The organism is Blastococcus sp. TF02A-26 (assembly GCF_003319125.1).
Lineage (GTDB): Bacteria > Actinomycetota > Actinomycetes > Mycobacteriales > Geodermatophilaceae > Trujillonella.
Window position 1 is genome coordinate 113777 of sequence record NZ_QOHG01000001.1, and the last position, 12761, is coordinate 126537.

17 protein-coding genes and 1 pseudogene are annotated in these 12761 nt (G+C 75.4%); 8 read left to right on the forward strand and 10 right to left on the reverse strand.

Going from position 1 to position 12761, the window contains the following annotated elements:
* Positions 1-41 precede the first annotated feature (41 nt).
* Genes msrB through DQ240_RS00605 form a run of 3 tightly spaced genes read right to left on the reverse strand, consistent with a single transcriptional unit; the run spans position 42 to position 3259 of the window.
* Positions 42-461, reverse strand: a complete 420-nt coding sequence (msrB, locus tag DQ240_RS00595) for a peptide-methionine (R)-S-oxide reductase MsrB (protein WP_113837702.1) — start codon at positions 459-461, stop codon at positions 42-44.
* 33 nt (positions 462-494) lie between these two features.
* Complete coding sequence (locus DQ240_RS00600) at positions 495-1151, reverse strand: response regulator transcription factor (RefSeq protein WP_113837703.1); 657 nt, start codon at positions 1149-1151, stop codon at positions 495-497.
* Positions 1148-3259 carry a sensor histidine kinase gene (locus DQ240_RS00605; RefSeq protein WP_199588954.1) on the reverse strand — a complete coding sequence of 704 codons (2112 nt, stop codon included), beginning with the start codon at positions 3257-3259 and terminating at the stop codon, positions 1148-1150. The genes DQ240_RS00600 and DQ240_RS00605 overlap by 4 nt, the downstream gene beginning before the upstream one ends.
* A gap of 177 nt (positions 3260-3436) precedes the next feature.
* On the opposite strand from DQ240_RS00605, the gene DQ240_RS00610 reads away from it, so the two are divergent.
* Entirely contained in the window at positions 3437-4075 is a 639-nt protein-coding gene (locus DQ240_RS00610) for a hypothetical protein (protein ID WP_113837704.1), read from the forward strand.
* Positions 4076-4100: 25 nt separating this feature from the next.
* The gene (locus tag DQ240_RS00615) at positions 4101-4565 is read left to right on the forward strand and encodes a hypothetical protein (RefSeq protein WP_113837705.1); all 465 of its coding nucleotides are present in this window, start codon (positions 4101-4103) and stop codon (positions 4563-4565) included.
* An 81-nt stretch (positions 4566-4646) separates the two neighbouring features.
* On the opposite strand, the gene DQ240_RS00620 is transcribed toward DQ240_RS00615, so the two are convergent.
* Positions 4647-4850 carry a cold-shock protein gene (locus DQ240_RS00620; protein ID WP_040339721.1) on the reverse strand — a complete coding sequence of 68 codons (204 nt, stop codon included), beginning with the start codon at positions 4848-4850 and terminating at the stop codon, positions 4647-4649.
* Between the two features lie 218 nt (positions 4851-5068).
* Between DQ240_RS00620 and DQ240_RS00625 the strand changes: the two genes are divergently transcribed.
* The 3 genes from DQ240_RS00625 to DQ240_RS00630 all read left to right on the forward strand — a co-directional run bounded on the left by DQ240_RS00625 (position 5069) and on the right by DQ240_RS00630 (position 6024).
* Positions 5069-5335 (forward strand): hypothetical protein, encoded by a 267-nt coding sequence (locus tag DQ240_RS00625; protein ID WP_113837706.1) that lies wholly within the window; start codon positions 5069-5071, stop codon positions 5333-5335.
* A 227-nt stretch (positions 5336-5562) separates the two neighbouring features.
* Positions 5563-5724 carry a hypothetical protein gene (locus DQ240_RS23495; RefSeq protein WP_199588955.1) on the forward strand — a complete coding sequence of 54 codons (162 nt, stop codon included), beginning with the start codon at positions 5563-5565 and terminating at the stop codon, positions 5722-5724.
* A 27-nt stretch (positions 5725-5751) separates the two neighbouring features.
* Positions 5752-6024, forward strand: coding sequence for a GlsB/YeaQ/YmgE family stress response membrane protein (locus DQ240_RS00630; protein ID WP_113837707.1), 273 nt, complete (start codon positions 5752-5754; stop codon positions 6022-6024).
* 12 nt (positions 6025-6036) lie between these two features.
* Here the strand turns inward: DQ240_RS00630 and DQ240_RS00635 are convergent, their stop codons facing one another.
* The 6 genes and pseudogenes from DQ240_RS00635 to DQ240_RS00655 form a co-directional block, all read right to left on the reverse strand.
* Positions 6037-6303 (reverse strand): STAS domain-containing protein, encoded by a 267-nt coding sequence (locus DQ240_RS00635; RefSeq protein WP_113837708.1) that lies wholly within the window; start codon positions 6301-6303, stop codon positions 6037-6039.
* An 81-nt stretch (positions 6304-6384) separates the two neighbouring features.
* Positions 6385-6981, reverse strand: coding sequence for a GerMN domain-containing protein (locus DQ240_RS00640; protein ID WP_158548466.1), 597 nt, complete (start codon positions 6979-6981; stop codon positions 6385-6387).
* A complete protein-coding gene (locus DQ240_RS00645; RefSeq protein WP_113837710.1) occupies positions 6978-8345 on the reverse strand; it encodes a cell wall metabolism sensor histidine kinase WalK in 1368 nt (455 codons plus the stop codon). Before DQ240_RS00645 ends, DQ240_RS00640 begins: the two co-directional genes overlap by 4 nt.
* Positions 8342-8653, reverse strand: coding sequence for a winged helix-turn-helix domain-containing protein (locus DQ240_RS23810; protein ID WP_233498415.1), 312 nt, complete (start codon positions 8651-8653; stop codon positions 8342-8344). The genes DQ240_RS00645 and DQ240_RS23810 overlap by 4 nt, the downstream gene beginning before the upstream one ends.
* Positions 8654-8771: 118 nt before the next feature.
* Positions 8772-9107: pseudogene (locus DQ240_RS23815) on the reverse strand (response regulator transcription factor); the annotation flags it as partial.
* Between the two features lie 22 nt (positions 9108-9129).
* Positions 9130-9549, reverse strand: coding sequence for a RidA family protein (locus DQ240_RS00655; protein ID WP_113837711.1), 420 nt, complete (start codon positions 9547-9549; stop codon positions 9130-9132).
* Between the two features lie 111 nt (positions 9550-9660).
* On the opposite strand from DQ240_RS00655, the gene DQ240_RS00660 reads away from it, so the two are divergent.
* The 3 genes from DQ240_RS00660 to DQ240_RS00670 are packed head-to-tail and all read left to right on the forward strand — an operon-like array spanning position 9661 to position 12756.
* Positions 9661-10149 (forward strand): cupin domain-containing protein, encoded by a 489-nt coding sequence (locus DQ240_RS00660; protein WP_113837712.1) that lies wholly within the window; start codon positions 9661-9663, stop codon positions 10147-10149.
* Entirely contained in the window at positions 10146-11063 is a 918-nt protein-coding gene (locus DQ240_RS00665) for an acyl-CoA thioesterase II (protein WP_113837713.1), read from the forward strand. The genes DQ240_RS00660 and DQ240_RS00665 overlap by 4 nt, the downstream gene beginning before the upstream one ends.
* Before the next feature lie 34 nt (positions 11064-11097).
* Positions 11098-12756: an AMP-binding protein gene (locus DQ240_RS00670; protein ID WP_113837714.1), complete on the forward strand. Its 1659-nt coding sequence runs from the start codon at positions 11098-11100 to the stop codon at positions 12754-12756.
* Positions 12757-12761: the final 5 nt, after the last annotated feature.

The following is a 12761-nucleotide window of genomic DNA, read 5'->3' on the forward strand; positions in this document are numbered from 1 at the left end:
GGAGTCGCCGGGGAACGGATCCCGTTCCCCGGCGACTCCGATCAGGCCCGGGGCCGCAGCCGGACGGAGACGCTGTTGATGCAGTAGCGGTCGCCGGTGGGGGTCTGCGGGGCGTCGGCGAAGACGTGCCCGAGGTGGCTGTGGCAGGTGCCGCAGAGCACCTCGGTGCGGACCATCCCGTAGGAGCGGTCCTCGCGGAGGACGACGTTGTCCGCGGCGGTCGGCTCGTAGAACGACGGCCACCCGCAGTGGCTGTCGAACTTGGTCTCCGACGTGAACAGGTCGGCTCCGCAGGCCCGGCAGGTGTAGACGCCTTCGGTCTTCGTGTCGACGTACTCACCGGTCCACGCCCGCTCGGTGCCGGCCTGGCGCAGCACCGCGTACTCCTCGGCGGAGAGCTGCTCGCGCCACTCGGCGTCGCTCTTGGTGACCTTCGGCTGCTGCTCCGCGGACGTCGTCATGCCTCCACGGTACGGCGGTGGCGCCACCCGCGGTCAGCGTCCGAGGCCGGCCTCGCGGGCCCGGACGATGGCCTGCGCCCGGTCGGTGACCTGCAGCTTCGTGAGCACGTTGGACACGTTGTTGCGGACCGTCTTCGGGGACAGGAACAGCGCCGCGGCGATCTGGGCGTTGGAGCGGCCGGCGGCCACGAGGTCCAGCACCTCCCGCTCCCGGGCGGTCAGCTGCGGGAACGCGGCGTCGGGACCGCTCGGGCGGGCCGCGAAGAACTCGGCGATCCGCCGCGCGAGCGACGCGCCGAAGACCGCTCCGCCGGCCGCGACGGTGGTGATCGCGCGGACGACCTCCTCCTGGTCGGCGCCCTTGAGCAGGTAGCCGCGGGCCCCGGCGCGCACGGCGGCGAAGACGGTGCCGTCGTCCTCGCTCATGGTCAGCACCACGACGCCGACCGACGGGCTCTCGGCGGTGATCCGCCGGGTCGCCTCGATCCCGTCGAGCACCGGCATCTGCACGTCCATGACGACGACGTCGGGCTGCTCCTCCAGGGCCATCGTCACGGCGGTCGCCCCGTCGGCGGCCGTGCCGACGACGTCCAGGCCGGGCACGGAGCCCAGCAGCACCGCCAGTCCGTCGCGGTAGACCGGGTGGTCGTCGACGACCAGCACCCGCAGCGGCTCGTCGGCCTCGCTCATCCCAGAACCCCTCCTCCGACGGGCAGCTCCGCCCGCACCACGGTCCCGCCCTCCGGCGGGCAGGTGACCGAGCACCGGCCACCCAGCTCCGCCGCGCGCTCGCGCAGCGAGACCAGCCCCACCCCTGCCGGGGCGGCCGGCTCGATGCCGACGCCGTCGTCGGCGACGGTCACCACGAGCCGGCCGCCGTCGCACGCGAGGCAGACCCGCACCGCTCCGGCGCGGGCGTGCCGCGCGACGTTGGCCAGCGCCTCGGACGCGATCCGGTAGGCGGCCACCTCGACGGCGGCGGGCAGGCCGACGGTGCCAGGGCCGGCCTCGACCGTGACGGCCACGCCCGGCGCGAGCAGCCGCTCGGCCTGCTGACGCACGGCACCGGCCAGGCCGAGGTCGTCCAGGGCCGGCGGGCGCAGGTCGTGCACCAGCCGGCGGACGTCGGCCAGTGCCGCCGCCACGTCGTCGCGTGCCTGGCGCAGCACCGAGTCCGCGTCGTCCGGTCTGGTCCGCGCCAGGTTGCGGGCGGTGTCGATGCGCAGGACGACGGCGCCGAGGCTCGGTCCCAGCCCGTCGTGCAGGTCCCGGCGCAGCCGACGCCGCTCCTCCTCGCGGGCGGTCACCAGCTGCTCCCGGCTGGCCTGCAGCTGCGCGGCGAGCGCGCTGGCCCGTGCCGCGGCGGCGGCCTGGCGGACGACGTCGGCGAGCAGCCGCTCGTCCCGGGTGACCAGCTGCGCGCGCACGCCGTCCCGGGGGAGCAGCAGCCGGCCGACCTGCTCGCCGCGGTAGGCGATCGGCAGGGACTGGACCGCGGACGGCCTCGTGCCGTGCTCGGCGACGAGGTGCCGACCGCCGGCGGACTCGACCTCGACGCCGACGTAGGGGGACCGGAATGCCTCGGCCACCGCCGCCGCGACGGCCATGAGCTGCTCGTCGGTCCCGTCGCTGCGCTCCAGCCGCTCCGCCAGGCCCGAGACCACCCGGTAGGGGTCCTCCCGCTCGCCGAGCACCCAGCGGCGCACGATCCGCCACAGCGCCGACCGCAGCGGTACGTACAGGGCGGCGACCAGGAGGAGCGTGAGCAAGGTGGCGTCCCGCTCGCCGAGCCGGTCGCCGACCAGCGCACCGACCCCGGCCAGCACGGCGAGGTCCAGCAGGACCACCCCGGCCGCCAGCCCGCCGTAGACCAGCGTCCCGCCCAGCAGCCGGTCGATGTCGACGATCCGGGGACGCAGGATGCCGAGGGTGACCGCCAGCCCGGTCAGGCCGACGGCGAGGGGCAGGTCGTAGCCGAGGGTGGAGGCGGGGAAGAGGACCGCGGTGAGCATGACCAGCCCGTCCACGGCGCCGGCCCACAGCAGCCACCGCATCCGCCGGCGGTCGTCCCCGGACGCCTCTCGCAGGCGGTGGACCACGACCGCCACGGGCAGGAGGACGCCGAGCACCCCCAGGGGGAAGGCGAGCTCGAGCAGGGGGAGGAGCAGCCCCTCCGGCAGCGGCAGGCTGGTGGGGTCCAGGTCGAGCGACCGGTAGATCGCCGGGACGGGCTCGCCGGACCGGCGTTCGGCGATCGCCGACGGCGTGATGAGCAGGAGCACCGGCAGCAGGGCGGCGCAGGCGATCCCGGCGTACGACACCGTGCGCCACCGGCCCGAGGGGAGCCGGCCGTCGGGGTAGAGCAGGAGCAGCAACGGCAGGCACAGCAGCAGCCAGGCGCCCAGCCGGGACACGAACCAGAAGGCGGCCGAGGCGCCCGGCAACGCCGGATCGCTCTGCACGGCGTAGGTCAGCCAGGACGACGCGAGTCCGTCCAGGGCCCAGAACAGGCCGGTCCCGGCCACGACCCACGAGACGGCGTTGCGCCGCGCGCGGTGCAGGAGCAGGGCGCCCGGCACGGCGAGCAGCAGGCCGGGCAGGGCGATCTCCCAGCCGGGGCCGGACTCGGCGACGACCCGCGCGGCCTCGGGCGTGGCCACGTCCAGGGCGATGGTGCCGGCCGCGGCGAGCAACGTCGCCGCCATCGAGGCCCAGCCCAGCACCGGGGCGACGCGGCCGGAGGTGGCCGTCGGAGCGGCGGCAGCGGGCGTCGCCGCCTGCCGATCCCGCACCGCCACGCGGGGATCATGCCGGGCCCGGTGTCCCGGAGGACAGGGCTCGGTGTCCCGTCGGAGCCGGGATGGGGAGCGGGAGAAGAGGACCGCGGCGGCCCTGGCCGCCCAGGACGCCGTCGCCCGACGGTGGGCCGCGGCGGCGCCAGGAGGCGCCGCACCCGCACCCCTCCCGGAGGACCGATGTCCCTGAACGTCACCCCGCCCCCTGCCCGCACCGACGTGCCGCCGGCCGCCTCGGCCCGGCCGGCGCCGGCGACGCCGGTCCGGCTGGCCGGCCTGGCCACGGCGGCCGGTGCCGCCTCGTGGGCGGTCGGCACCCTGGTCTTCGAGCTCGACCCGGTGTCCGACGACTTCCCGCTGCTCTACAAGGCCAGCTCGCTGCTGTTCCAGCTGGGGCTGGTCGCGCTGGTCGCGGTCCAGCTGAGGACCCGGGCCACCGGGACCGGCCGGCTGGCGCGCGGCTTCCTGCACGCCGAGCACGTGATGCTCGGGCTGGCGATCGCCTCCTCGCTGCAGTGGATGGTCGCGCCCGACCTGTCGGAGAACGCCTTCTTCCTGGCGCTGGACCTCTTCTGGCCGCTGTCGATGCTGGGCATGGCGGCCATCGGCATCCGCATCGCCGTCGCCGGCCGGTGGCGGGGTGCGGCGCGGGTGTGGCCGGCGATCGCCGAGACGTGGGCGCTGGTCATGTTCCCGGCGATGGCGGTGCTCGGCGAGGACACGGCCACCTACGTCTCGGCCGGTCACCTGCTCCTGGGCTACACGGCGCTGGGCCTGATCCTGGCCGTGCGGCCGGAGCTGACCGGCGCACGCGACTGAGCGACGGGCGAGGAGACTCTCCTGCATGACCGCCCCCGACGGACCGCTGCCCGACGTCTGGTTCACCCGCGACCTGCCGGTGCTGCGGGCGATCGCCCGGCTGGTGGACGGGCCGGAGCACGGGGCGTCGCCCTACCTGCTCGGGGCGGTGGTGCCGGCCAGCGGCCTGCCCAAGGCCGAGGTGGTCGCGGCGGCGAAGGCGCTGGCGTCGGCTGGTTACATCGAGCCGCTGACCAACCACGCCGGGGACATCGTGCGGATCACCGCCATCTCGGCGGAGGCCCGCCGGCTGGCCGGCCTCTGGCCCACCCCGCGGGGGGAGTGGGAGCGACTGCTCGAGCAGCTGCGGGTCCGGGCGGCCTCCGCGCCCACCGACGTGGAGCGGCAGCGCTGGCAGGCCCTCGCCGACGCGGCCGACGCCGTCGGGGAGGACGCCGGCGCCCTGCTCATGCAGGCGCTGGTCGGCGGCTACGTCCCGCGGGCCCGCTGAGCCCGGGTACCGCACCCCGCACAGCACAGCGCCCCCGCCCGGCGATGCCGGACGGGGGCGCTGCGGACTGATCGGGGAGGATCAGAGGGGGGTGACGTTCGCCGCCTGCGGGCCCTTCTGGCCCTGCTCGATGTCGAACGCGATCCGCTGGCCCTCGTCGAGCGAGCGGTACCCGCTGGTCTGGATGGCCGAGTAGTGGACGAAGACGTCCGGTCCGCCACCGTCGGGGGTGGCGAAGCCGAACCCCTTCTCAGCGTTGAACCACTTCACTGTTCCTTCGGGCATTGCTCGCTCCTAGCTGCGATGGTGCATCGGGGTCCTGCCATATCGCAGGGCCTTCCCGACGACCCAGACACTAGCCGTTCGGACCGGTCCGGGGGAGCGCCGCCCGCCTCCGGCTTCTTGCGCCGATCCTGCGGATTCCCGGCGGGACCCCTGCGTCGCGGCCCGGAGAGTCGTCCCTGCCGGAGGAGCCGGCCACGGACACGCAGGGAGCACCCGTCATGGACATCACCGCCCTCATCACCGCCGAGCCGCAGCCGCTGGCCCTCGTCGACGTCGACGACCTGGAGGACGGCGACCTCGCCGCCCGCCTGGCCGAGATCGCCATGCCGGCCGTCGCCGCGCCGCGCCGGATCGGGTACCTGCCGGTCGCCGAGCGGCAGGCCGGGGTGGACGCGGTGCTCGCGGCCCGGGCCGTCGTCCGGGACGGTGGGGACGCGGTCTCGGCGCACCGGCTGGGTGCCGGCGCTGCCGCTCTGGTCGCCTGAGCCCGACGCCCGTCGTGCGGGCCGGGTCGCGGCCAGCGGTGGACCGGGCAGCTGGCCATCCACCCCGCCGGCGCGCGGGCCGAGCGCCAGCACGTCGCCGACCCGGTCCCGCTCCGCGGGCCCGCCGGCCGCGTGACGATCGTGTGACGACGGGTCCGCGACCGTATCGCCGGCAAGGGCCCGGGTAGCGCCTCCTCGACCCCACTGGGATAGAGAAGGAGGCACTCGTGCTCGGCTTCATCGCACTGCTGCTGGGCGTCTGGCTGGCGTTCGTCGTCATCGGGGCGGTCGTCGAGGGGCTGTTCTGGCTGCTCGTCATCGGCGCCGTCCTGTTCGTCGCCACCGCCGCGTTCGGCTGGGTTCGCCGCAAGGCCGGCACCCGGGTCTGACGGCGACGAGGGAGAGGAGACCGAGTCATGGAGGTCACCGGACTGGTCACGGCCCTGGTCATCGGCCTGGTCATCGGCGCGCTGGGCCGTCTCGTCGTGCCCGGCCGGCAGCGGATCGCCCTGTGGCAGACCCTGCTCGTCGGCGTGGCCGCCGCGGTGCTCGGAACCCTGGTGGCCACCGCGCTCGGCGTGGCCGACACCCGGGGCGTCGACTGGATCGAGCTCGCGTTCCAGGTCGGCTTCGCCGCGCTCGGGGTGGGCGCCGTCGCGGGTACCTCGGGACGGCGCACCCGCGTCTGAGAGCCGGCAGGGTCAGTCCAGCGGCGGCCGGACCACGAGTTCGGCGCCGCGGGCGGCCACCACCCGCTCGACGTCGCGCAGCACGTGGACCCCCGCCGGATCGGTCCCGCGGACGTCGCCGAGGTCGACGAGGACCCGGCGGTGGCCGCCGCGGAACAGGCTCTCCACGGTGCCGCGCAGCAGGTCGGCGCCCTGAGAGGTGAGGTGCCCGCTCACGCGGACCGAGCCGCGGCGGACGTCGACGACCTCGTGCATGGCGGGGGCGGGGCGAGTGGTCATGCTCCCGAGCCTGGCACCGGTGGCGGCCCCGAGGGGCTCCTCCGACGACTCGTCACGTGCTCGTCATGTCCGGGGCGCTGCTCAGGGAGGCGGGGCGACCAGCAGCGCGGCGTAGTCCGGAGCGGTGAGCGGCCGGGTGGTCAGCTCGCCGGTGGGCAGTGGCGCCTCCAGCGGCTCCCCGTCCTGCGTCAGGAGCACCGCCGCGACGCCGGGGAGGGTGGCCGCCGTCAGCACGATCTGGCCCACGGCGAGCCGGCTCTCCTGGCCGGTGGGCGGCTCTCCGGGCCCGGTCAGGTCGAGGGTCACGGTGTCGCCGTCGACCGCGGTGACCGTCAGCCCGGTGCCCGGGGCGAGCACGGTCGTCAGCCCACCGGCCCGCTCCTCGGCGGTCGGCCCCGCCGCGAGGTGGCCGAGCAGGTCCTGCAGCCGGTCGGACACCCCGGTGCCGGTCACCTCCCGGCCACTGGGCACCAGGACGTCGTCCGGGCCGAGGAGGTAGACCTGCGTCCCCGCCCCCTGCGGTTCGGACGACGAGGCGGGCGGGGTGGGCGGGGATGACAGCAGCCCGTAGGGGACCTCGGAGGTCGGGATCGTCTCGGCGTCCCCGCCGCTGGGCAGCCCGCACCCGGTGAGCACCGCGAGCCCGGCGGCCACCAGCAGCCGGGCGGTGCGCCTCACGACTCCGCCAGGGGGAGGGAGAGGCTGAGGCGGGCACCGCCGCCGGGGCTCGTGGTGCACCACGCCGAGCCGCCGTGCCGCGCGGCGATGTCGGCGACGATCGCCAGGCCGAGCCCCGCCCCGGCCAGGGACCCGCGCGCGGCCCCCGAGCCGCGGGCGAACCGCTCGAAGACGCGGGCGCGATCCTCGGGTGGGATCCCCGGCCCGTCGTCGTCGACGCTGAGGACCACGGCGTCGTCCCCGCGCTCGACCCGCACCGCACTCGGCCCGCCGCCGTGCCGGTCGGCGTTGTCGAGGAGGTTGCGCACGGCGCGCTCCAGCCACAGCTTGTCGCCGCGGACGACGGCCGGCTCCCCGGTCGTGTGCAGGAGCCCGGCGGGCCGGCCGGTGACGGCGAGGACCTCCCGTACCAGCGCCGGCACGCTCACCGGGTCGCGCCCGGGAGCGAGCGGGGCGTCGTCGAGGCGGGCCAGCTCCAGCAGGTCGTCCAGCGTGGCCCGGAAGCGGGCCAGCTGCTGCTCCACGAGGTCGAGCGCCTGCGCGCCGCGGGGGCTGAGCTCGTGCCGCCGGGCGGCGACGACCTCCACGCTCGTGACGAGGCTGGTGAGCGGGCTGCGCAGCTCGTGGCTGACGTCGGCGACGAAGCGCGCGTCCCGCTCGATGCGGGCCGACAGCGCGTCGACCATGGCGTTGAAGCTGCCGACGATGGCGACCAGGTCCGGGTCGTCCGTGGCCGGGAGCCGGGTGGTGAGCTCGCCGGAGGCGATCCGGGTGGCCGCGCCCGCCACCTGCTCCAGCGGAAGCACGACCCGGCGGCTGGCCCACAGGCCGGACGCCGCGCCGGCCGCGGTGGCGACGAGCGCGCCGGCGCCCAGCACCCAGGACAGCGTGCGGAGCACCGAGTGCAGCTCGGCCAGCGGGACGATCTCGTAGACGTCGAGGTCGGGGCCGGCCACGGGGATCCCGATGACCAGCCGGGGGCCGGCGGGGGAGTCGTCGAGCACCCGGCCGGCGGACCCGTCCTCGACGATGCGCCGCAGCGACGCCGGCACGTCCCGCGTGCCGACGTCCAGGCCGGTCGAGTACCAGGACCCGCCGCTGCGGACGACGACGTCGGCGCCGTCGGTGGAGACCTCGGCGAGGACGTCGTCCACCTCGACGCCGGCGGTGCCCAGCCGGCTGCGCAGGAAGTCGGCGTCCAGGTAGGCCTCGGCGGTGGCGGCGTCCTCCTGCTGGTCGAGCAGGTACCCGCGGGCCAGGAGGAAGGTGGTGGCGGCCAGGACGGCGGAGACGAGCAGCGCGCCGGCGCCGAAGGCGACGACGATGCGGGCGCGCAGGCCGCGGGGCCCGGCGCGGAACCTCACTGCGGGTCCAGCCGGTAGCCCAGTCCGCGGACGGTCACGACGAGCTCGGGCGCGCCCGGGTCCAGCTCCACCTTGGTGCGCAGCCGGCGGATGTGGACGTCGACGATCCGCTCGTCGCCGAAGTAGCCGTGCTGCCACACCCGCTCCAGCAGCTCGGGGCGGCTCAGGACCCGGCCGGGGACGGCGGCCAGCTCGCACAGCAGCCGGAACTCGGTCACGGTCAGCGGGAGCTGGGCGTCGCCCCGGGAGGCGGTGCCGGCCGCGGCCCGCAGGACCAGGGGTGCCGGCGGGCGGCTGTCCAGGACCACCTCGCGCGGCCGCCCCTCGTCGGCGGAGCCCGCGCCGGCCCTCCGCCGCAGTGCCCCGCAGGCGGGCGGTGATCTCCTTGACCGCGAACGGCTTGGTCACGTAGTCGTCGGCGCCGGCCTCGAGGGCGGCGACGATGTCCTGGGTGTCGGCCCTCGCGCTGACGACGATGATCGGCAGGTCGTGTGCCCGCCGGACGTGGCGGACGACGCCGTAGCCGTCCATCCGGCCGAGCATCAGGTCCAGCAGCATCACGTCGGGCGGGTCGCGGTCAACCTGGCCGCAGGCGTCCTCGCCGTCGACCGCCTCGGCGACGTCGTAGCCCTCGTCCTCCAGGGCCCACCGCAGCGCGGTGCGGATGTGGTCGTCGTCCTCGACGACGAGCAGGCGCGGGGACACGACCGTCCATGCTGCCACCGGTCCGGCGCGGGGACCGGTCCGGCGGCGGACCGTCACGGAACCGCAAAGGTGCGGCCGGTCAGCCCGCCGGCGGCCGCAGGCGGTCGTCGGGGATGACGGCCACGCCGAGGATCTCGATGAGGGCCTCGGGCTGCCACAGCGCCGTGCAGCCGATGCCGGCCATCGCCGGGTAGACCGGCCCGGCGAGCTCCCGCCAGACGCGCCCGATCTCGCGGCCGTGCGCCTGGTAGTCGGGGATGTCGGTCAGGTAGATGGTCACCGTCACCAGGTCCTCCGGGCGGCCGCCTGCCTCGCGGAGCGTGGTGAGCAGGTTGCCGAACGCCTGCCGGAACTGCTCGACGATGCCGCCCTCGACGATCCGCATGTCCGCGTCCAGAGCGGTCTGGCCGCCCAGGTAGAGGGTGTTGCCGGCCAGCGTCCCGTGCGAGTAGCCGCTGGGCGCGGGCAGGGCGGCCGGGTTCACCGGGATGGGGTGCATTCCGCCTCCATGGACTCGGGGACCGACGGCGCCGGACCGCGTATTGACATCCTGTGACGACGGTGAAGAATAGGGCATACACCCGATCGGGCGACACCCCGAGGAGCCGACATGCAGCCCAGCGACGACGACCTCCTCCTGCCGGACGGGGACAACTCGAGGTACGCCGACGACCGCGGGCTCGTCGTCCCGTACGTGACCCGGGGTGGGCTGGAGTCGCTGAGGACGGGCCAGTCGGAGGGCGCCTCCCGCATCGCCGGCGTGAGCCCGGAGCACACCCCCGCCACCCGGATCTGGTTCGGCAAGGTCAGCAACGAGCCCGGCTACCGCTCCGTCCCGCACCACCACGGCGTGGCCGAGACCGGTGGCTACGTGCTGTCGGGCCGGGCCCGCATCTACTTCGGCGAGAAGTACGAGGACTACATCGACATGGAGGAGGGCGACTGGGTCTTCGTGCCGCCGTACATGCCGCACGTCGAGTGCAACCTCGACCGCAACCGGCCGCTCACCTGGATGACCACGCGGACGCCGGACAACATCGTGGTGAACCTGGCCGACGTCGCCGACGCCGCGCTCAAGCACTGGGCCGACCGCCCGTGAGCGGGTCGCCCACCTCCGCCGTCTTCACCGCCGCCGTCACCCTCGACGAGCGCCGGCCGGAGCACCTCGACGTCGCCTACGCCGCGACGACGCAGCCGTGCCCGTGGCCCAAGGCCTACGGCGGGGACCTCGTCGCGGCGGCGGCGGCCGCGGCGATGCGGACGGTCCCGGACGCCGGCGACGGCGCGAAGTCCATGCACTCCATGCACTCGTACTTCATGCGCCCGGCCGACATCGGCGCCGAGGTGGTCTACGAGGTGGAGGTGCTGCGCGACGGCCGCGGCTACAGCACCCGCCAGGTGCGCGGCTACCAGAACGGCAAGCCGGTCTACGTCGCGCTGGCCTCGTTCGCCGCGGGGGAGTCGGGCGGCAGCTACGCCGTCGAGCCGCCCGCGGTGCCGGACCCGGAGACGCTGCCGTCCGCCGCGGAGTACCTCGCCGACCGCTCGGGCGGCTCGATGACCGAGGTGTCCAAGGCCTACTGGATGGGTGGCCGCAGCTTCGACATGCGGCACGTCCCCGGCCCGGTCTACCTGACCGTCGAGGGGGAGCGGGCGCCGCACCAGGCGATCTGGGTCCGCCCGTTCGACGCCCTCCGCGAGGTGCCCGGGCTCTCCCGGGCCCAGCGCGACCTCGCCGCCCTGGCCTACGTCTGCGACTACACGATCCTCGAGCCGGTCCTGCGGGTGCTCGACCTGCCGTGGGCCCGCGAGGACCTGGTCACCGCCAGCCTCGACCACGCGATGTGGTTCCACGAGGTCCCCGCCGAGGGCGTCGTCGACGACTGGCTGCTCTACGCGCAGGACGCCGGCCACGCCGGCTCCGGCCGCGGCCTCGGTCAGGGCCGCTTCTTCACCCGCGACGGCCGCCAGCTGGCCACCGTCGTCCAGGAAGGCATGACCCGGCTCGTCTGACGCACCGCTCTCCTCGCCGCCGAGAGGAACCCCGATGGAGCTCAGCCCCTCCGCCCACGTCGACACCTTCCCCCGGGACTCCCTGCCGCCGGCCGACCAGTGGCCGCGCCTGGAGTTCCCGACGCCCGAGCTGCAGTTCCCCGAGCGGCTCAACGCCGCCGCCGAGCTCCTCGACGCCGCCATCGCCGTCTCCGGTCCGGACCGCCCGGCGATCCGGACCGACACCGGCGAGGTCTGGTCCTACGGCGAGCTCCGCACCCGCGCCCGGCAGGTCGCCGAGGTCCTGACCGGGGACCTCGGCCTCGTCCCCGGCAACCGGGTCCTGCTGCGCTCGCCCAACAACCCGTGGACCGTCGCCGCCTGGCTCGGGGTGCTCCTGGCCGGGGGCGTCGTCGTCACCACCATGTGCGCCCTGCGCGCCCGGGAGCTCGGCCCGGTCGTGGCCCGCACCAGGCCGGCGTTCGCCCTCGTCGACTCCCGGTACCTCGACGACGTGGAGGAGCTGCGGGCCACCGAGGCCCCCGACCTGGTCGTGCTGCCCGTCGGTGGGGACGGCGGGGGAGACCTGGTCGCCCGCTGCGCGACGAAGCCCGGGGAGTTCACCGCGGTCGACACCGCCGCCGACGACGTCGCCCTGTTCGGCCCGACGTCGGGCAGCACCGGCGTCCCGAAGATCACGACGCACTTCCACCGCGACCTGCTCGCGATCGACGCCACCTTCGGCCGGCACCTGCTGCGGCTGCGGCCCGACGACCTGGTCGCCTGCACCGCTCCGCTGGGCTTCACCTTCGGGCTGGGGATGCTCGTGGTCTTCCCGTTCCGCGCCGGCGCCTGCGCCTTCCTCGCCGAGGCGGCCCCGCCGGCGCGACTGGCCGACCTGGTGCAGGAGCACGGCGTCACGGTGCTGGCCACGGCGCCCACCGGTTACCGGCAGATCCTCAAGTCCGGGAACGTCGGCCGGCTGCGCGGCCTGCGGGCGGCGGTCAGCGCGGGAGAGCACATCCCGCAGGTCGTGTGGGAGGCCTACGAGCGGGAGCTGGGCCTGCGGATCATCGACGGCATCGGCGCCACCGAGCTGCTGCACATCTTCGTCTCGGCCGCCGGCGACGACATCCGCCCGGGCACCACCGGCCGGCCGGTCCCCGGCTACCGGGCCACGGTCCTCGGGCCCGACGGCGAGGAGCTCCCGCCCGGCGTCGAGGGCCGGCTCGCCGTCATCGGCCCGACCGGCTGCCGCTACCTGGACGACGAGCGGCAGCGCAGCTACGTCGTCGACGGCTGGAACGTCACCGGCGACACCTTCAGCCGGGACGCGGACGGGTACTTCACCTACCGCTCGCGCACCGACAACATGATCGTCTCGTCCGGCTACAACATCGGCGGGCCCGAGGTCGAGGCCGCCATCGACACCCACCCCGACGTCGTCGAGTCGGCGGTCGTGGGGGAGCCGGACCCCGAGCGCGGGTCGATCGTCTGCGCGTTCGTGGTGCTCCGCGACGGCGTCGCCGGCGATCCGGCGACGGCCCGCGCCATCCAGGACCACGTCAAGCAGCAGCTCGCGCCGTACAAGTACCCGCGCGACATCCGCTTCTGCCCGTCCCTGCCGCGCAACAGCAGCGGCAAGCTGCAGCACCACGTGCTGCGCCGCATCGTCGAGGACGAGGGGGCGGCCCGGCTCGCCCCCTCGTCGTGAGGGGG

Coding starts and splice junctions, on each gene's coding strand:
- DQ240_RS00620 (WP_040339721.1), bottom strand. CDS start 4,850: ATGCCCGAAGGAACAGTGAAGTGGTTCAACGCTGAGAAGGGGTTCGGC.
- msrB (WP_113837702.1), bottom strand. CDS start 461: ATGACGACGTCCGCGGAGCAGCAGCCGAAGGTCACCAAGAGCGACGCC.
- DQ240_RS00610 (WP_113837704.1), top strand. CDS start 3,437: ATGTCCCTGAACGTCACCCCGCCCCCTGCCCGCACCGACGTGCCGCCG.
- DQ240_RS00625 (WP_113837706.1), top strand. CDS start 5,069: ATGGACATCACCGCCCTCATCACCGCCGAGCCGCAGCCGCTGGCCCTC.
- DQ240_RS00615 (WP_113837705.1), top strand. CDS start 4,101: ATGACCGCCCCCGACGGACCGCTGCCCGACGTCTGGTTCACCCGCGAC.
- DQ240_RS00630 (WP_113837707.1), top strand. CDS start 5,752: ATGGAGGTCACCGGACTGGTCACGGCCCTGGTCATCGGCCTGGTCATC.
- DQ240_RS00655 (WP_113837711.1), bottom strand. CDS start 9,549: ATGCACCCCATCCCGGTGAACCCGGCCGCCCTGCCCGCGCCCAGCGGC.
- DQ240_RS00600 (WP_113837703.1), bottom strand. CDS start 1,151: ATGAGCGAGGCCGACGAGCCGCTGCGGGTGCTGGTCGTCGACGACCAC.
- DQ240_RS00635 (WP_113837708.1), bottom strand. CDS start 6,303: ATGACCACTCGCCCCGCCCCCGCCATGCACGAGGTCGTCGACGTCCGC.
- DQ240_RS00660 (WP_113837712.1), top strand. CDS start 9,661: ATGCAGCCCAGCGACGACGACCTCCTCCTGCCGGACGGGGACAACTCG.
- DQ240_RS00670 (WP_113837714.1), top strand. CDS start 11,098: ATGGAGCTCAGCCCCTCCGCCCACGTCGACACCTTCCCCCGGGACTCC.